Annotated in this window: 18 protein-coding genes; 15 read left to right on the top strand and 3 right to left on the bottom strand. The window is 63.9% G+C overall.

Annotation, left to right across the window (positions count from 1 at the left end; all coding sequences use genetic code 11):
• The first annotated feature begins 478 nt into the window (after positions 1-478).
• The 4 genes from JMF82_RS11015 (at position 479) to JMF82_RS11000 (ending at position 3,946) form a co-directional block, all read left to right on the top strand.
• Positions 479-934, top strand: a complete 456-nt coding sequence (locus JMF82_RS11015) for a nuclear transport factor 2 family protein (protein WP_201314599.1) — start codon at positions 479-481, stop codon at positions 932-934.
• Between the two features lie 112 nt (positions 935-1,046).
• Positions 1,047-2,192, top strand: a complete 1,146-nt coding sequence (locus JMF82_RS11010) for an alpha/beta hydrolase (RefSeq protein ID WP_236585412.1) — start codon at positions 1,047-1,049, stop codon at positions 2,190-2,192.
• A gap of 107 nt (positions 2,193-2,299) precedes the next feature.
• Positions 2,300-3,286 (top strand): phytanoyl-CoA dioxygenase family protein, encoded by a 987-nt coding sequence (locus JMF82_RS11005; RefSeq protein ID WP_201314597.1) that lies wholly within the window; start codon positions 2,300-2,302, stop codon positions 3,284-3,286.
• A 186-nt stretch (positions 3,287-3,472) separates the two neighbouring features.
• Positions 3,473-3,946: a nuclear transport factor 2 family protein gene (locus tag JMF82_RS11000; protein ID WP_201314594.1), complete on the top strand. Its 474-nt coding sequence runs from the start codon at positions 3,473-3,475 to the stop codon at positions 3,944-3,946.
• Between the two features lie 77 nt (positions 3,947-4,023).
• Here the strand turns inward: JMF82_RS11000 and JMF82_RS10995 are convergent, their stop codons facing one another.
• A complete protein-coding gene (locus tag JMF82_RS10995) occupies positions 4,024-5,070 on the bottom strand; it encodes a hypothetical protein (RefSeq protein WP_201314592.1) in 1,047 nt (348 codons plus the stop codon).
• Positions 5,071-5,440: 370 nt separating this feature from the next.
• On the opposite strand from JMF82_RS10995, the gene JMF82_RS10990 reads away from it, so the two are divergent.
• Entirely contained in the window at positions 5,441-5,977 is a 537-nt protein-coding gene (locus JMF82_RS10990; RefSeq protein WP_201314590.1) for a GNAT family N-acetyltransferase, read from the top strand.
• Positions 5,978-5,988: 11 nt separating this feature from the next.
• On the opposite strand, the gene JMF82_RS10985 is transcribed toward JMF82_RS10990, so the two are convergent.
• Entirely contained in the window at positions 5,989-6,477 is a 489-nt protein-coding gene (locus tag JMF82_RS10985) for a hypothetical protein (protein WP_201314588.1), read from the bottom strand.
• Positions 6,478-6,933: 456 nt separating this feature from the next.
• Between JMF82_RS10985 and JMF82_RS10980 the strand changes: the two genes are divergently transcribed.
• The 10 genes from JMF82_RS10980 to JMF82_RS10935 all read left to right on the top strand — a co-directional run bounded on the left by JMF82_RS10980 (position 6,934) and on the right by JMF82_RS10935 (position 16,728).
• Positions 6,934-7,845, top strand: a complete 912-nt coding sequence (locus tag JMF82_RS10980) for a PD40 domain-containing protein (protein ID WP_201314586.1) — start codon at positions 6,934-6,936, stop codon at positions 7,843-7,845.
• Between the two features lie 170 nt (positions 7,846-8,015).
• Positions 8,016-8,204, top strand: coding sequence for a hypothetical protein (locus JMF82_RS10975; protein WP_201314584.1), 189 nt, complete (start codon positions 8,016-8,018; stop codon positions 8,202-8,204).
• Positions 8,201-8,401, top strand: coding sequence for a helix-turn-helix domain-containing protein (locus JMF82_RS10970; protein WP_201314582.1), 201 nt, complete (start codon positions 8,201-8,203; stop codon positions 8,399-8,401). The genes JMF82_RS10975 and JMF82_RS10970 overlap by 4 nt, the downstream gene beginning before the upstream one ends.
• Positions 8,402-8,624: 223 nt before the next feature.
• Positions 8,625-8,972, top strand: a complete 348-nt coding sequence (locus JMF82_RS10965; RefSeq protein WP_201314579.1) for an FxLYD domain-containing protein — start codon at positions 8,625-8,627, stop codon at positions 8,970-8,972.
• 275 nt (positions 8,973-9,247) lie between these two features.
• The gene (locus JMF82_RS10960; protein ID WP_201314577.1) at positions 9,248-9,778 is read left to right on the top strand and encodes a hypothetical protein; all 531 of its coding nucleotides are present in this window, start codon (positions 9,248-9,250) and stop codon (positions 9,776-9,778) included.
• Positions 9,779-9,888: 110 nt separating this feature from the next.
• Entirely contained in the window at positions 9,889-10,248 is a 360-nt protein-coding gene (locus tag JMF82_RS10955; protein WP_201314575.1) for a hypothetical protein, read from the top strand.
• Positions 10,249-10,278: 30 nt separating this feature from the next.
• Positions 10,279-10,653 (top strand): hypothetical protein, encoded by a 375-nt coding sequence (locus JMF82_RS10950; protein WP_201314573.1) that lies wholly within the window; start codon positions 10,279-10,281, stop codon positions 10,651-10,653.
• Between the two features lie 258 nt (positions 10,654-10,911).
• Entirely contained in the window at positions 10,912-12,426 is a 1,515-nt protein-coding gene (locus JMF82_RS10945; RefSeq protein WP_201314571.1) for an efflux transporter outer membrane subunit, read from the top strand.
• A gap of 43 nt (positions 12,427-12,469) precedes the next feature.
• Positions 12,470-13,606, top strand: a complete 1,137-nt coding sequence (locus JMF82_RS10940; RefSeq protein WP_201314569.1) for an efflux RND transporter periplasmic adaptor subunit — start codon at positions 12,470-12,472, stop codon at positions 13,604-13,606.
• The gene (locus tag JMF82_RS10935) at positions 13,603-16,728 is read left to right on the top strand and encodes a CusA/CzcA family heavy metal efflux RND transporter (protein WP_236585411.1); all 3,126 of its coding nucleotides are present in this window, start codon (positions 13,603-13,605) and stop codon (positions 16,726-16,728) included. Before JMF82_RS10940 ends, JMF82_RS10935 begins: the two co-directional genes overlap by 4 nt.
• A gap of 119 nt (positions 16,729-16,847) precedes the next feature.
• Here the strand turns inward: JMF82_RS10935 and JMF82_RS10930 are convergent, their stop codons facing one another.
• Positions 16,848-17,837 carry an oxidoreductase gene (locus JMF82_RS10930; protein ID WP_201314567.1) on the bottom strand — a complete coding sequence of 330 codons (990 nt, stop codon included), beginning with the start codon at positions 17,835-17,837 and terminating at the stop codon, positions 16,848-16,850.
• Positions 17,838-17,854: the final 17 nt, after the last annotated feature.

The raw sequence follows: 17,854 nt of genomic DNA, 5'->3' as shown, positions 1-17,854 counted from the left end.
GCCCGGCAATCTGTGGCATGGCCAAAGACCTGGCCGGGGCTGGAGTCTCCGCGAACGATCCGGCGAGGAGAGGACTGCTCGATTTTCATGGACGGCAAGATGCTCCCGCAGCTTGATGCTTTCTTGCGTGGCATTTCCCGGAAGAGCGCGGTATCCATTGAAGGTAGGAAAATGAGCGTTTCGCTACGGATTCCGTTTCCTGGCGAACCGGTTTGGCGTCGAGCGCTTGAGGTCATTCGATAAATTGACCAGAGGCCCGGTGCCTGGCGTCGCTATTGCCATGCTTGTCTTTGGGTCCGCGGGGCCGCTCGGCTCTGCGGCTGCCGATGAGAAATCGGGATGGCATGGGCCGCCTCATTGCCAGTAGCGGACACTTGCACTGGTCTTCAAATCACCACCGATTATGGCCTTGCTGGTCATTGCGCGGCCGGGGTTCCTGGCTACCTTTTGAGGAACCTGTCGGAGGGGAGGGCGATCCATGCGGCCGTGGCACTGGAAGGGGGTGATTTTCTGCGCGGCGCTGGTTACGACGCAGGCTTGGGCAGGAAAGGAAGTCGGTGACTACCAGGGGTTGCCAGAGGGCCTCGCGGCCGCTGCGACCGCCTATGATCTGGCCCAGTACAAAGCTGACCGTGCCGAACTCGAGAGGCTCCTGGCTGACGATTACACGCTGGCTGGTTCAAATGGCAAGAGCCAGACCAAGGCGGAATTCATCGCTGATGTCGTGGCGCCAGGTAGCAAGACCACGTATCTCGCCATTACCAGTCAGGTAAGCAAAGTGTGGCCGGATGGCGCGGTGCTCGGTGGCATGGCCGACGTCAAAGGATGGGATCGCGGCAAGCCGTTTACAGCGCGAATCAGGTTTGCGGACGTATGGGCGAAACGCGACGGCCGCTGGCAAGTGATCTTCACCCAGGCCAATACCGCCCCGTGACAGAGCGGCTTGGTCAAGACTTGCCACCGCAAGCAGCTGGTCGGCGTTGCCGGTGGTCTGCCGTGAAGGCGATCCGAGGGCAGCCCGGTGGATATTCGGACGTCCGGACAACTTGCAACGCTTCCGATGGCACCGCGGAACGTGCCCCTCCCTGGGCCAAAGAACTTTCCGTTCGGGGCTGTGTCCACCCCATCGGTGCCTGTCGGCTCGTCGAGCTGCCACCGATGGAGGGGGGATCATCGTGAACAGGAAATCCGGAGGAATGCTTCGCATCGCCCTGCTGGCCGGAGTGGCAGGTGTCTGTACGATCTCGGCTGCCGGCGACCTGGTTGTCCCGCAGCGCATACCGGACAGCTATGCACAGGCGGGCTCGCTGATAGACATCGGCCAAGGGCGACACCTCAATCTCCGCTGCAGCGGGCAGGGGGCGCAGACGGTGATCCTGGAGGCAGGCTCGCACGCCGACACCACCACCTGGTTCAAGGTGCAACCCTTGATCGCGGCCTTCGCCAAGGTGTGCTCCTACGACCGCGCCGGTTACGGCTTCAGTGACGAAGGCCCGATGCCCCGCAACCTCGATGCCGACGTGTCGGACCTCCATGATCTGATCGGTCGCGCCGGCATCAGCACGCCGGTGGTCATGGTTGGGCATTCGCTGGGTAGCAACATCGTGCGGCGCTATGCCCAGATGCATGCGAACGACGTCAGCGGATTGGTGCTCATCGATCCGCCCGCGCAGGACATGGCCGCCTTCGCCCCCGCGTGGTCGAAGGACGAAGAGGCGATGAACGCGCGCCGGTTCGACTTCATTCGCCAATGCCTGGCCGGCGCCGAAAAGCACCAGCTTGCCTCGCCGCCTGCCGAACTGCAGCAGTGCATGGGGGCTCCCCATCCGCTTGCCAGCGACAAGGTCAATGCAGCCATCGCTGCCTACAAATACAAACCGGCCTTCTGGCGCACCTTGCTCTCCGAACTCCAGGACAACGCCGTCGTCTTCAGTAAGCCGGTCTCTCCCGCGGAAACCCTTGGCCAACTTCCGCTGATCGTGCTGGCGGCCTCCGACGCCCAGGCCGATGCGCCAGCGGAGGTCCGCAGGGCACTCGAAGCGGCGACGGACAAAACCCAGACCCGGATAGCCTCCACCTCCAGCCGAGGCGAACGGCAAATGGTCGCTAGGTCATCGCACGACATGCAGCTCGACCAGCCAGAAGCCATTGCCAGGGCCGTGGCCAAGGTCTTGAAAAAGCCAGGGGACTGAAAAAACATCTAAGCTCGTCGGCAGCTCATCGACTCACGGTAGGGGAGGGCGCGCGGCATCGGCTGGGCGCCTGGGAAGGGACGAATTTTCAATGGGTGAAGGACGCGATGGTTGATGCGCTGGCAAGCCTTGGTATCGAAGAGTTGCGTACTTATTGGGCATCCCATTGCGCGCCGGGAACGGTCGATCCGCTGCCACAGGATGTCGTGAAGACCTTGCTGGCCGGGCTAGGTCTCAATGTGCTGGAAACCCTGCGCTATCTGCACCAAGAGCGGCCGAGTCATGAGCAATTCGAGGCATGGGTAGGGGAGCGCAATGGCGGCGGCCTGACGGAGGCTTCGCTGTCTCGTCTGCGTCGCGCACTCGCGGGCGAGGCCGTCGGCGCGGAGGTCGGCAACCTCGATCACGTCGAAGGCTTGAGCGCGGAAGACCTTGCGCACTGGGATGAGCACGGCTACGTCATCCTGCGCAACGCCATCAGCCCGGAAGCGGCGGAGCTCGCGGAGACGGCCATCTACGATTTCCTGGGGATGAGCCGCGACGACCCGGCATCGTGGTATCGCACATCGCTGGGTCATTCCATCTGGGTGCCGCTATTGCGGCATCCGGCGCTCGTGGCCAACCGTCATGCGCCACGTATCCACAAGGCCCATGCCCAGCTGTGGGGGCGCGAGGATCTCTGGGTCACCATCGACCAGGGTGGATTCAATCCGCCGGAAAGCGAGGGCTGGCGGTTCCCTGGGCCCCACTTGCATTGGGATGCCACGCTTGCCGAGCCGCACTGCCTGGAGTTGCAAGGCATCCTCTATCTCGCCGACGTCGCCGAGAACCAAGGCGCGTTCAGTTGCGTGCCGGGCTTTCACCGCACGCTGAAGCAGTGGCTGAAGAGTGTCCCCGCCGGGCAGAGCATCCATGAGCATGCAAGGCGCACTTTGACGATGAAGCCGATCGCCGCGAAGCGCGGCGACATGATCATCTGGCACCACCTGCTGCCGCATGGCAGCAGTCCGAACCGTTCCAACCGCCCACGCGTCGTGCAATACATGTCGTTGCGGCCCACGCGCTATGCCTACACCGAGCAATGGACATCCTGAGTGCGGAGGCGTCGCGGGTCACGGGTCGGTCGCCCGGTTGACGCCCACGCGGAGGCCTCTTGGCCAGTGCTCATCGCGAGGCTGGCGAATGTTGCCAATCGTGAGTGCATGGCAAGATCCTCGGGCCCGCTCTCGACTCGGGCCGGGTGGGGCCACCGGGGACTCAAAGTGATGCAAGGGGGAAAGATGACCAGTCATGTGATCCGCATGGCCGTACTCGCGCTTGCCTTGATGCGCACCGGCGCCGCGTTCGCAGACGACATGCCGGCCAAGGATGGGGCCACGGCACAGTGGATGATCGCCAAGGAAAGAGCCTGGGCCAACATGGCCTGCGGTGGCGAGTGGGTCGCATCGGAGATTCTCGCCAACGACTTCCAGGGAACGGCGCCCAAGGGCTTGCGTTATGGAAAGCCGGCCAGCGCGCCTGCTTATGATCCCAAGACGCCGTGGTCCACCGACTGTCGACTGGATAGCGCGGATGTGCGCTTCTTCTCTGCCGATGTCGCGGTCGTGTATGGATCGGAGTCCAAAACGGTGGCGTTGCCGGACTCCAGTCACGAGCGCCGTTGCCTGGTGTGGACGGACATGTGGATGCGGCGCAACGGGAAGTGGCAGATCATCGCGGTGCAGGACAATCGCGTGGATTGTCCTGCAAAGTAGCCGTTCCCGCGTCATCGCCCCTGGGTGATGGGCAGCCGCGTCGGGGAGCGCGGTTCGTCCCCGGCGCGGCGTGTCGATCAGTCATCGAGATCGTCGGCCCGGACAATGGCGATGCCGTTGGTGGCAGTGCTGTTGATGGTGACGCGGTTCTTGAGGTTGAAGTCGCCATCGCCGTCGACGTTGAAGATGGAGACATGCGACGCGGAGCCGTCGCTGTCAACGACCGCAGCGAGGTTGTCGCCATAGGTGATGTCGGTCGGGGCGCCGCTGAACGATGCCACGACAGCTTCGTCCTGCACGATCTTGTGTCCGGACACCACGTAGCGCGACACCGAGTGGCTGGGTGAATTGGCCGAGAAAAGGTACGGCCCATCCAGCGTGACCCAGCACGGCGCCATCTGCGTACCGGAGCCCGTGACAGCCAGCACGGTATCGTTGCGCACGAGGCTGATTTCGTTGGCGTGTGCAATGGTCACGTAGGCATTGTCGCCGCGCGTGGCAAGCCCGAAGGGGGCATTCACGTTCGCGGGGATATTGGCCACCAGGTGCGTCGTTCCCGTAACTGCTCCGTTGCTCGTGAGATTGACCGTCTCGATGGCGTTGCTCTTCTCGGAGATGATCAGTTGCCCGCCGAGGACGCCCACCTGGGCTGCGGAGCCGTCGGCATGAAGCAGTCGGGCGCTGCCGTCGGCTACCGGGCTGACGCCATACCGATCGATGGGATGCGATTCGATGTCATTGGCGGTCAGGATGTAGAGATGGTGGCCGCCGAAGGCGACGCTGACCGGGTTGGTGATCGCCGGCACGAGTTTGCTCAATTGCAGCGGAGCGGCGCCGCTGTTCTTTCGGAAAATCGACACATTGCCCGATCCGAAATTGACGACGGCGAGCAGGTCGTGATTCTGCGCGATGCCGCCTGCGTTGCCGGTCACGCCGCCCGTGCCTCCGGTTTGGGTCTGTTCGACCAGCACGCCGTGCGTGTTGTAGACCAGCAATGCATTGTTGGCCGCGTTCGATGCGGTGACGATGAGATCGTCGTTGTTCCAGTCTTCGCCAGGCTGCGCATGGGCGGATCCGGCCACCATCAAACCCAGCAGCGCTGATCCCAGGATTGCCTTGTTCATGATTTTTCCCCGATGTGAGCGTAGGTAATTGCGGCAACGTCAATTGCCGCGCCAGTTCGCCGACAGCGACCGAACGTGTCGGTCCTCAGTTATTCGAATGGCGCGCCTGTCGGGTTACGTCGGCGATCACGGGGAAGGGGCGGCGGTGATAGTGATGCAGGGAAGACTTCGCTTGCGTGTTCTGTGGGCATCACAAGCTGCGGGCGGTCCGAAGAGAACAGGATCAAGCGGTACCTGGCGAACTAGGTAGAAATACCGTGGCGCGTCCTTTCACGGCGCGTGCAAGCTCTATCGGCCCATCTTTCCGGTTGCGGCCCCAAGGGCGTCGCTATCGTGTGTCCTGGCCGTTCCACGCCATGCATCGACGCGAATGCAGCACGACGATTGCCATGATCGTATCTGTCCCCGGATCCTGGCCTTGCGGGATGGCCGGACCGTACTCGTGCGCGAGATACGGCCCGAAGACGAAGACATGCTGGACGATGCTTTCGACCGGTTGTGCAAGGAGGCTCGCTATTCACGCTTCTTCCATGCGGTGCGGTCCGTGCCGGTCGATATCCTGCGGCCACGGGCAGCCGGTCCCTACGGGCATGTGGTGGCATGGGTGGCGTTGAGCGGGGAAGGTTCGGACCAATCCATGGTCGGTGGCGCACGCTACGTCACCGATGACACCGGCGAGGCATGCGAGTTTGCCGTCACGGTCGCCGATGACTGGCATCGCCTTGGGCTGGCGCGGCAGCTCATGTGCCTTCTGATGGATATCGCGCGCAGGCGTCACGTGCGTCGCATGGAAGGTACGGTGCTGGCCACGAATACGGGCATGCGTGCCTTGGCTTTGCAGCTTGGTTTCCGGGACCTCCCTGTCCCGGATGACTATTCGTTGCGGTCGGTCATGCGGGATCTCTGACCAGCCAGCTTTCAGGCGGTGGCTCGGAGGCGAAACGAGCGTGTGGTGCGGATGGCCACCACCACGAAGATCGCCAGCACGACGAGTTGCGTTGCACCGAAAAATTTCTTCTGCAGGTCCGGTGGCAGCGCCGCGAGCGCAGGTGCCTTGGCAAAGATCTGCGCGACCAGGACAAACACCAGGAAGTATTCGCTGACCACCATGCCAATGGGGAACTGTGCGCCACCAAAACCCGGCCGGTTGGCGTGGCGTCGCGCATAGAGCGTCCACCCCAGCACGATGAGCGCGATCACGCCCACGGCAATGGCTGGCGTCGGGCCGTGGTAGGGAAAGAAAAATCCCGTGACGCTGGTGAGGATGGCCGTGGCAAGAAACACGGTGATGGCACTCGAGCGCATGCGCCCCCGCATCAGGTCGCGAACGGCCCACAGGCCGAAACCGATGGCCAAAAGACTGAGAAACGTATGGAAGGCGGTAAACCAGCCTAGCGGGGTGTTCACGGGCACTCTCCTTTGAGGTTGTCACAGGAACAGACGTGTGTGCGGCAAGCGAGGGCCCGACCTTGCGTGGCCGTCGGCATCGGCGGCACGCGCTTGACATGAGATTCCATCGGTCCTGAGCCCCTGGGGCGAATGTGCGCCAAGACAGGCGTGGCCTCAAGCCACGATCGGGTATCCCGGATGCCCGGCGTTGCGGATGCGTTACACCCCCTGGCGCCGGAGGCGAAAGCCAGGGCATCGCTGCCATGTTGCCCGTGCCGCCCGTGACGCGTGGAACGCCGCTCGTCCATTGCCGGCAACCCTTTATCACGTCCTGCTTGCTCCTGCATGCCAGCATCGCCAAGGTCGGCATCCATGCGCAGGCCTGAAGGTCGGCGTTCCATCTGAAGGCGGATGCAAGGTGAGGTCTGTATGGCAAGCGGGGTACGGGGCGCGGCTCTTCTATGCGGGATGTTCTTGCCTGGCATCGTCTTGGCGCTTGGCGCTTTGCCTGCGTTGGCGGCAACGCTGTCCGGGCCACCGGACTCGAAGGCCACGGCGGCCCCGTCGCGCATGCTCTTCCAGCCGGAGGCTGCATGGCCCGACGGTGACGATTCGGCGCCGGCGTTCACGCCCGATGGCAAGACGGTGTTCTTCACCCATCGGGACGGCGCGATCACGATCATGATGGCCACGCTGCAAGACGGCGTCTGGTCCAAGCCGCGAGTGGCGCCGTTCTCGGGCAAGTGGCGTGACATCGAACCTGCCATGGCACCCGACGGTTCTTACCTGGTGTTTGTTTCCAATCGGCCCGCGACGGCTGGCGGTGAAGCCCTCACGGGCTATTTTGGCGGGCAATCGCAGCCGGGAAAGGGCGGCAATATCTGGCGGGTCGATCGCCGCGGTGATGGGTGGGGCGAGCCCGTGCGGCTTCCCGACATCATCAACAGCCATTCGGCCATCTATTCGCCCGCTGTCGCTGGCGACGGCAGCATCTACTTCAACCAGCCGGATCCGGTGACGAAGAAGAGTCACGTCTATCGTGCGCAGGCCAGGGGCGCGGGTTTCGATGCGCCCGTCGCGTTGTCGATCAGCGATGGGACACATCCGGGCTACGATGTGGCGGTGGCGCCGGACGAATCGTTTCTTGTCTTCTCGGCCAATCGCCCACCGGCCTCCACAAACCAGTCGTTGCTGTTCATTGCCTACCGGAAGAACGGCACGTGGACCGAACCGCAAGCACTCGATCCACAGCTTGAAGGCATCGAAGCCCGCCTGAGTCCTGATCTCAAGACGCTTTATTTCGAGGCCGATGGCGGTTCCGGCGCCAAGACGCATGGCCGGATTTACCAGGTGCCCTTGCAGGCTTACGCGCCGTCGCACGGTTGAGCTGCCACTGCCACCCGTCTCAATGTCTTCGTGCGTGAGTCGCAGAAGCGAGGCGCTTTGTCGCAACGGTCTTGTTGCGACCAATGGTCGTACCCAGGTTCTTGCATGACCGGTGCGCGGATACCGGATGGCATCGGCGCGGAACCGGCCCTTGTGCAACGAGCAATGTCATGACTGAACTCATCACCACCCACGTGACGATCTCGCGCGAGCTCTTCGACTCCGTGATATCCGCCCTGACGAACCTGCGTTTCATCAGCGAATCGCTCTCCCATTTGCAAGGCAAGGACGCAGAGGTCCTGCCGCACACGCAACATGCGTCGGCGGTGATTCTCGCCTTGTTCAAGGCCGCGTTTTGACGCCGGGCGCCGTTCGGATCGCCAAGGCCCGGGCAGCGGCGCGCCTTTCGCAAGCCGAGGCCGCTGCGACGGTTCATGTGGACCTGCGTACATGGCAACGCTGGGAAGCTGGCGATCGCGCGATGCATGCGGCGTTCTTCGAGCTGTTTCTGCTGAAGACGAAGCAGGTGGCGTTGAAGCGGGTGATGGCAGGCTGATCGGGTGAGGCGCACTCGCGGCTGTGTTGGCTCGCGGTCGCCCGTGAATCGCGGGCTTCGATGCAGCGCCATGGACGCGGTGCAGGCGTGATCGCGACCGCGGCCGGGCCGGGGCCCTCGCATGGCGGGTCCGATCCCAGGAATTGAGACACCGCTGGGCGAGAGTGCCGCGAACCCGGTTAAGCTTGCCGGCCCTGAAAACCGCTGCCTCGCGAATCACTCGATGAATCTCCGCAACATCCTTCTGTTTGCCGCGCTCGCGTGCGGCCTCGCATCACCCGCCGCATGGGCCGGCAAATCACTGACGCATGCCGTGCATGTCGGGCCGTACCGCGTCGAGCGCGACGTAAAGCCCGGACGCAACAAGGTGGTGGGCACGCTGTCCAACACGGGCCGTGTGCGCGTGCATACCGCCAAGGTCAGTTTTCGCCTGTATGACGCCAAGGGGCGTGCGATCGGCCGCGCCAGCGACCAGGTGCACAACCTCAAGCCAGGGCAGACCTGGAAATTCCACGCCCTCGCACGCGGCAATGTGAGTCGTGCCCGGCTGCTCAAGGTCGAGGCGGAATAGCTAGCCCTGTCGTTCGTATCGTGCGGCCGGCGCCGGGCTTGCCAGCCGCAACGTGATGTTGGCGCGGCCAGGTCGGCGGCACACGCGATCGCCATGGCCGCGCATCGATCGATGCGCAAGAACTTGCGTCGCCGGCGCTTGCATTGACAGCCTCCTGCGCCCCGGATAGAAGTGTCGGCGCCGCGCGCAACGCGCGGATGGTCCGGGGGGACGCATGCAAGCTTCGGTATTGGGAAGGCCACGGGGTCTGGCGCCAAAGACGCGCGGGATGCCCCGTGTCGATGGCGAGCACGGCCCGCGCCACGGTCGCGCATGTCGTCGGGCTTGCCGCAGCCTCCGATCCTGAAAGCCATCGATCCTTTGTCCAAGGCAGCCGGATCGGCGCTTCCGATGCGAAGCGGGTATCCGGACACGACATTTCAAGGGGAACCATGAACGTACTTGTTCGCCGCCTGGCGTATGGCGGCCTTCTGCTTGCTTCCATCGGCGTCTTCGCGGGTAGCGCTTGCGCCACCGAATCGAAGATGAAATGCAACATCGGGCCGGTGCCCAAGCAGTTCGGAAAATCGGCGTGGCTCGTCTATGGCTGCGAGGACAGCAAGTCTGTCCGCATCGTATCGGCACCTTCGAACAAGGCGGTGCGCTTCCACTTTTCGTTCATCGCCGACGAGGATGGCTACAGCCTGCATGGCGAGGGCCAGGGCGACAAGCGGGTCACCGACGCGGCGTACCAGGAGCTCAATGCCATGAACGAGAGCGCCGTGGCGGCGCTGGTTTCGGAGGCCAATGCGGCTTCCAGCAAGTGAGTCGCGCATGCGTGCGTGAGGGTTGGAGTACCGGGCAGTCTCGTCAACTCAAGACAGGGGAGTCGTTCGTGATGAAGAGTACGGCAGCAAAGTTCGCGATCGCCGGTTGCATGCTGATCCTTGCCGGTTGTTCGGCGACGCCCACCCGGCCGGGGGACGGCGTGCCCAGCGTCGTCTTCAACAAGCCGGAGGCGACGGTCCAGAAGGCGGCTGTCGACGCCTTGCAGGCCAACGGCTTTGTCATCAGCAAGTCCGACGCGGAGTATGTCGAGGGGGCCCGGCCGCACAAGATGGGGCTGGTCGTCGGGTCGGGTGGCGAATCTGCCGGCGTCTGGCTGGCATCGCTGTCCAGCGACAAGACCGCGGTCAAGGTCAGCACGGCCAAGTCGTTTGCGGGCATGGCCGGCCAGAAGAACTGGGACAAGGAAATCATCGCCGAGATGGACAAGAGCATCGGCGCGCACCAGTAACTTCAGTTGACCCGTGGCGCGGGGGAGATCATGAAACAGGCACGGGGTCTGGTCTTCCTCGCTCTTGGCCTGTGCGGCTGCGCGGCGACCACGGGCAACTATCGACCGTTGGGCGAACGCTATCCCGCGCGATCCGGGCATTGCGATGTCGTGGTCTTCAAGGACGGCTCGCCCGACCGGCCATACGCCGCCATATCACGCTTGAACGTCCATCTGGAAAAGACCTTCTTCGTGGATTCCGATTTTTACTCGGCGCGCGGCGAGCTGAAAAGACAGGCATGCCTCTCCGGCGCCGACGCCGTCATCGATATCGAAGAGAAACATTCGAGCTACCTGGAAACCCGCATCTACAATCTCTCTGCGACGGGCGTACGGTTTCTCGACAATGTGCGCACTCAGCAGTAACGCCTGACGCGGCCCCTGCCGCCGCGGCTTGCCATGCCGAGGTGGTGGCGAAACCTGCCGTCGTGCCGCGGATGACTCCCTGGACGGATGAAGGGCGTGTCGCAGGCGCGAGCCGGTCGCGAGAACTTTCGCCGGAAGCGTTGAGGAGGATTGTCACGCCTGTGTTATATGTCCGCGGGGAGAGTGGGACCGGGCGCGAAGATGGAGCGCCACGCCAGCGCCACTCGGGATCAGGTTCGGTGGAGAGGCGTTCTGGTCATGTCTGTTTCGTGGTACGCGTATGGGCGGTTGGCTCGTGGTCGATGCTGCCTAGTCGCGATCCTTGCCTCGTCGCTGTTGGCCGGTTGCGCCGTAGGCCCCGACTTCAAGCGTCCCGCCGCGCCCGATGTCAGCGGCTATGTCGCGCATCCGGCGAGCACCACGGTGGCGACGGAGAACGTATCGGGTGGCGATGCGCAGCACTTCGCGCCAGGCGGCGACATCCCCGGGGATTGGTGGACACTGTTTCACTCGCGGCCGCTCAATGACCTGATCGAGCAGTCGCTTGCCAACAACCATGACCTCAAGGCCGCGCAGGCCGCCTTGTCGGTGGCAAGGGAAAATGCGCTGGCACAACGCGGCAGCTATTACCCGAGCGTGGTGGCCAGTTTTTCCGCCAGCCGCCAGAAGCAATCCGAGGCGATCTCGCCGACGCCCAATTCCAGCGCCTTTCTGTACAACCTGTTCACTCCGCAGGTCAGCGTCTCTTATGCGCCCGACATCTTCGGCCTGAACCGCCGGACGGTGGAGTCGGCAAAAGCGCAGGAACAGGCCGTGCGGTTCCAAATGATCGCAACGCAAGTCACCTTGAGCACCAACGTGGTGGCCGCTGCCGTGCAGCTGGCTTCCCTGCAGGCGCAGGTGGATGCGACGCGCGAGCTGGTCGACATCAACACGCACATGGTGCAGATCCTGCGCGAGCAAGCCGCCAAGGGTTATGCCAGCGGGCTCGACCTGGCGGCGCAGGAATCGCAGCTTGCCCAGACCAGCGCGACACTGCCGCCGTTGCTCAAGCAGTTGGCGCAGCAACGCGATCTGCTTGCCGTGCTGGTCGGGCGGTACCCGAGCGAGGCGCCGGAGCCATCGTTCGACCTGGCAACGCTACAGTTGCCGCGGGAGCTTCCGGTAAGCCTCCCATCAGCGCTGGTGGCGCAGCGCCCCGACGTGCTGCAGGCCGAGGCCAACATGCATGCGGCCAGTGCGCAGATCGGCGTCGCCGTCGCCAACCGCCTGCCCAATATCGTGCTGAGTGCCAACACGGGCAGCACGGCGTTGGCCATGGACCAGCTGTTCAAGTCGGGCACGGGCTTCTGGGGCATCGGGGCCGACCTCACCGCGCCGATCTTCCAGGGCGGCACGTTGATGCACCAGGAACGTGCCGCGAAGGCGGCCTATGTGGAAGCGGCGGAGCAGTACCGCAGCACGGTGATGGGTGCCTTTCAGAACGTGGCCGACTCGCTGGTGGCGCTGGACCAGGATGCAGCGGGCCTCAAGGCCGCGGCGACCGCCGTCGAAGCCGCCAAGCGCACATTGGATTTGTCGCAACGACAGTGGCAGTCCGGCTACGCCAGCTATCTGTCGTTGCTGAGTGCGGAGCAGTCCTATCAGCAGGCGCGAATCAATCTGGTGCTGGCCCAGGCCAGCCGCTATGCCGACACGGCGGCGCTGTTCCAGGCGCTGGGTGGCGGATGGTGGAATCGCGCAGATCTAGCCCAGGATAAAAATGAAAAATAGTGCGTTGGATGGAGCGCTGCGGAAGCGGTGCAGGCAACCAGGTATGCAGGGCTTTCTCATGGCGACCCTGCTGGTGGCGGCATGGGGCATGGCCGGTTGTTCGGGCAAGACGGGGCAGGATGCGCCGGCGGCTTCGGTAACGCCGGCCAACGTGACGCTGACGCCGGACCAGCGCAAGCATATCCACGTCTATACGGTCGCCTACGCCACTTATCACCGGACGGTAGAGGCGACGGGTTCCGTCGACTTCAACAACGATCAGGCGACTGCCGTGCTGGCGCCGATGTCCGGTCCGGTTTCCCGGCTATTGGTCGACATCGGCGACCATGTCAAGCAAGGCGATGCGCTCGCCCTGGTGGACTCGCCCGATTACGCCACGGCAGTCACCACCTATCGCAAGGCGTTGACCACGGCGCATACCGCCCGTCGGCTTGCCGACCTGGAAAAAGACCTGGTCGAGCATCAAGGCGTGGCCAGGCGCGAGGAGGACCAGGCGCAGGCCGATGCCGCCAATGCGGATGCCGATGTCGACGCCGCGCTGAAAACGCTGGTCTCGTTGAATGTCGATCCGAAGGTCATCAAGGCCATCGAGCAGGGCAGGCCCATCGCGCCCATCAGTGGCGTCATCCGTTCACCCACCGCCGGCACCGTGGTGGATCGGCAGATCACGCCCGGGCAGTTGCTCCAGGCGGGCAGCACGCCTTGTTTTACCGTGGCGGACCTGTCACACGTCTGGGTGATGGCGCAGATTGCGGACTCCGACCTGGCATCGGTGAAGCCGGGCGACTCCGCCGAGGTCATGACGGGCGTCGAGTCCCAACGCCTTGCCGGCACGGTCACCAAGCTTTCCGCCCTGGTCAATCCCGATACCCGGCTGGTGCCGGCACGCGTCGTCGTGGACAACCCGCAAGGCCTGTTGAAGAAGCAGGCGTACGTCAGCGTGAGGATTCAATCGCGCGAGGCATCCAAGGGACTCCTGGTGCCGGTGTCGGCGCTGCTCCGCGACGACGAGAACCTGCCCTTTGTCTATGTCGTGCAGCACGACGGAAGCTTTGCGCGACGCCCGGTGACCGTGGGTCATCGCGTCGGCGACCAATTCGACATCCCCGCCGGCCTGCAGCCTGGCGAACAGGTCGTGGTTGATGGCGGCATCTTCGTCCAGTTCATGCAAAACCAATGAGCGAGCAGTTCCCTCCCTCCGTCTCGCCGTCGCGCACGGCGTCGATCATGAACCGCGTCGTGTCCGCGTCATTGGGCCAGCCTTTCCTCGTGCTGCTCATGACCATGCTGTTGATCGGTGCCGGCGCGCACTCGTTGCGGCGCTTGCCGGTGGACGCCTATCCGGATCTCTCGCCTCCCATCGTGGAAATCATCACGCAGTGGCCCGGACATGCCGCCGAGGAAGTGGAGCGGCTGATTACCGTGCCGGTGGAGCTGGGCATGAACGGCGTGCCCAAGACCACCGCGATGCGCTCCATTTCGCTTTACGGATTGTCCGACGTCGTTCTCACGTACCAGACCGGCACGGACTACAACTTCGCCCGGCAAGAGGTGTTCAACCGGCTGGGCGACCTGAGCCTGCCGACTGGCGTTACGCCGTCGGTGTCGCCGCAGTCCGCACCGTCGGGCCTGATCTATCGCTATGTCCTGCAGAGCACGGACCGCTCGCCGATGGACCTCAAGACGATCGAGGACTGGACGGTGGAGCCCCAGTACAGGGCCGTGCCTGGCGTGGCGGACGATTCCGGGTTCGGTGGCGGCACCATGCAATACCAGGTGCTGCTCGACCAGACCAAGATCGCCTCGCTCGGACTGTCGGCGGTACAAGTGGAAGCGGCGCTCGGCGCCAACAACGCCAACGCCGGCGGAGGCTTCTATTCGCAGGGCGGGCAGTTCTACTACGTGCGTGGGGCCGGGCGCGTGGAGACGCTGGAAGACATCGGCAACGTGGTGGTTGCCGTGCACGACGGCGTTCCCGTGCTGGTGAAAGACCTGGGCCGCGTCGTCATCGGCATTGCGCCCCGCCTGGGCGAGTTCGGCTATGAAAAGCAGGACGACGCCGTGGAAGGCGTGATCCTGTTGCGGGCGGGCGAGAAGACCCAGGACGTCCTGAAGCGGGTGGAAGCGAAAACCCGGGAGCTCAACGACGAGATTCTTCCCAAGGACGTCAAGGTCGTGCCGTTCTACGATCGCACCGACCTGGTCACGCTGACCACCAAGGTCGTCGAAGACAACCTGCTTCGCGGCATGTTGCTGGTCGTGGTGGTCCTGATCTTCTTTCTCTACGACTTTCGCGCGGGCCTGATCGTCGCCACCACCATTCCGCTGGCGCTGATGTTCGCCTTCATCTGCCTGGACCTGCAGGGCGCCTCGGCCAACCTGTTGTCGATCGGCGCGATCGACTTCGGCATTCTCGTGGATGCCGCCGTGGTCATGGTCGAGAACATCTTCCGGCAGATGGCCGATCGCCGGGGTTCGCCCATCCATGTCAGGGAAGTCATCCGTGACGCGGCGGCCGAGGTGGACCGGCCGCTGTTCTATGCCGTCGCGGTGATCGTGGTCAGCTTCCTGCCGATCTATGTGCTGTCCGGTCCGTCGGGCACGCTGTTCAAGCCGATGGCCGACACCATGATCTTTGCCCTGGTCGGTTCGCTGGTGATCACGCTGACCCTGCTGCCGGTGCTTTGTGCCGTGTTCATGCGCAAGGGCGTGCAGGAGCGGCGCAACCGCATCTTCGAATCGATCAAGTCGGTTTACGCCAAGGGCCTCGATGCCTGCCTCGCGCGCCCGTGGATGACGGCGGCCGTCTCCTCCGTGGTGCTGGCCCTGTCGTTGCTGCTCATACCGCGCATCGGCGCCGAGTTCATGCCCCAGTTGGACGAGGGCGCGTTGTGGGTGCGTGCCACCATGCCCTACACCATATCGTTCGAGGAGGCGTCGAAGATCACGCCCAAGGTGCGCGAGGTGCTGCGCGCCTTTCCCGAGGTGACCACGGTGGCCTCGGAGCTGGGGCGGCCCGACGACGGCACGGATTCCACGGGCTTCTTCAACGTCGAGTTCTACGTGGGCCTCAAGCCGTACTCGCAATGGCATGGTGCGTATCGCGACAAGGGCGCCTTGATCAAGGCCATCAACCAGAAGCTGATGGCGTTCCCGGGCATCACCTTCAACTATACCCAGCCCGCCGAGGATGCGGTGGACGAGGCGGAAACCGGCCTGAAGAGCGCGCTGGCCGTCAAGGTTTTCGGCTCCGACCTGAACACGCTGGAAAAGAAGGGAAAGAGCATCAAGAAGGTGCTGGAGAACGTGCGTGGCATCCGCGACGTGACCCTGGTGCAGGAGCTTGGGCAGCCCAGCCTGAGCATCAGGATCGATCGCGCCAAGATCGCCCGTTATGGCTTGAACGTTTCCGATATCAATGGCGTCATCCAGACGGCCATCGGTGGCGACGTGGCCACGCAGGTGGTGCAGGGCGAAAAGCAGTTCGATCTCGTCGTCAGGCTCGAGGAGCAGTACCGCAACAACCCGGAAGAGATCAGGAACATCCTGGTGACCACGCCGGGTGGACAGCAGATCGCGCTCGAGGAGTTTGCCGATATCCACGAGATCAACGGCGCGTCTTTCATCTATCGTGAGAACAACTCGCGCTACATCGGCGTGCAGTTTTCCGTGGAGGGGCGCGACCTGGCCGGTGCGGTGGAAGATGCCATCAGGCAGGTCAACGACAAGGTCAAGCTGCCGCAGGGCTACCGCCTGGACTGGGGCGGCGAATACACCGAGTACACGGCATCGCGTGCGCAGTTGAACGTCATCCTTCCGCTGACGCTGGCGTTGATCTTCCTGCTCCTGTTCACGCTGTACAGCAATTTCAAGTTCCCCTTCATCACGGTGCTCGGCGTGCTGCTGTCCGCCCCGGTGGGTGGCATCGTGGCGCTGTGGATCACCGGCACGCCGTTCTCGGTATCTTCGGGCATCGGCTTCCTGGCCTTGTTCGGCGTGTCGGTGCAGACGGCCGTGGTCTACATTTCCTACGTCAACGAGCTACGACGTGGCGGCACCGGTCTTGCGGAAGCCATTCGGGAGGGCGCCATCCTGCGCCTGCGACCGATCATGATGACCGCCCTGGTCGCCGCGCTGGGCCTGCTGCCCGCGGCGCTGGCCACCGGCGTCGGCACGGATACCCAGAAGCCGTTCGCGCTGGTGATTGTCAGTGGCCTCTTCACGCGGCTGTTGATCAGCGTGTTTCTCATGCCCGTGTTGTACACCCTGGTTGCACGTCCGGATGACAGGCTGGAGGTATGAGGTCCCTGCTGCAGGGGAGAGGCGGCATCACGCGTTGTGGGCACCTCTCCCCGGTGGCGGGGCTGGCCGGCGGCTTTCGCTCGTGACGCATGCACAAACTGCTGCGTGGCCGTTGACTGTCAGCCGAGCGAGACGCCCGTCAGTTGTTCGCTCAATGCCCACAGCTTGCGGGCCGCGACAGGGTCGGTAGCCCAGCCGCGGACGCCGGACGAAAGCGTGCCCGAACCCGCGGCGGCGACCTCTTCGTCAGGCGCCAGGGCGGCAACATCGCAGTCTTCGCAGTAAACGCCGCCCACGTCATTCAGCAGGGGGCTCGTCGCCGCCCAGATCGAGGTGGCTGCGCCTTGCTCGGTGTTTTTCATGCCACGGCTGAGGTCGGTGATGGGGCGCCCCTGATCGTCGATGCCTCCTATCCGCTGCAACTCTTCGCGACTCATGTGCCGCGCCAGGTCGGTGATGATGCGCCCCGGGTGGACGGAATAGGCATGCACGCCATGCGATGCACCCAGCTCGTCCAGCGCCAGGGCAAAGAGCGCGTTGGCGGTCTTGGACTGGCCGTAAGCCACCCAGCGATCGTACTCGCGCCGTTCGAAATTCCAGTCATCGAAATCGACCGCCGCGTAGCGATGACCCAGGGAAGACAGCGACACGACCCGAGCACCCTGGGCGCGCTTGAGCGCCGGCCAGAGGCGGGCGGCGAGCTGGAAATGTCCCAGGTGATTGGTCGCAAACTGCAACTCGAAACCACGGGCGTCGCGCGTGAGTGGACAGGCCATGATGCCGGCGCTGTTGATCAGCAGGTGTAGCGCGTCGCCCGACGCAAGGAAGTCGGATGCCATGCGATCGATGGAGGCCGGGTCGGCGAGGTCCATGTCGACGAGTTCGGCGTCCATGCCATCGAGGTTGGCCGCGGCCTTGGCCATGTCGCGCACGGGGACGATGACGCGTGCGCCGGCGCCAAGCAGCGCACGGGTTGTCTCCACGCCGATGCCTGAATAGCCGCCCGTCACGATGGCGGTCTTGCCGGAGAGATCGACGCCGGCAATGACGTCATGAGCGGTGGAGGCGGCGCCGAAGCCGGAGTGAAGCGGGGACTGGACATGGGGCATGGAAAGCATTCCTGGGG

This window comes from Dyella sp. EPa41 (assembly GCF_016586165.1).
Lineage (GTDB): Bacteria > Pseudomonadota > Gammaproteobacteria > Xanthomonadales > Rhodanobacteraceae > Dyella.
This window is presented reverse-complemented; position numbering and strand designations above follow the sequence as displayed.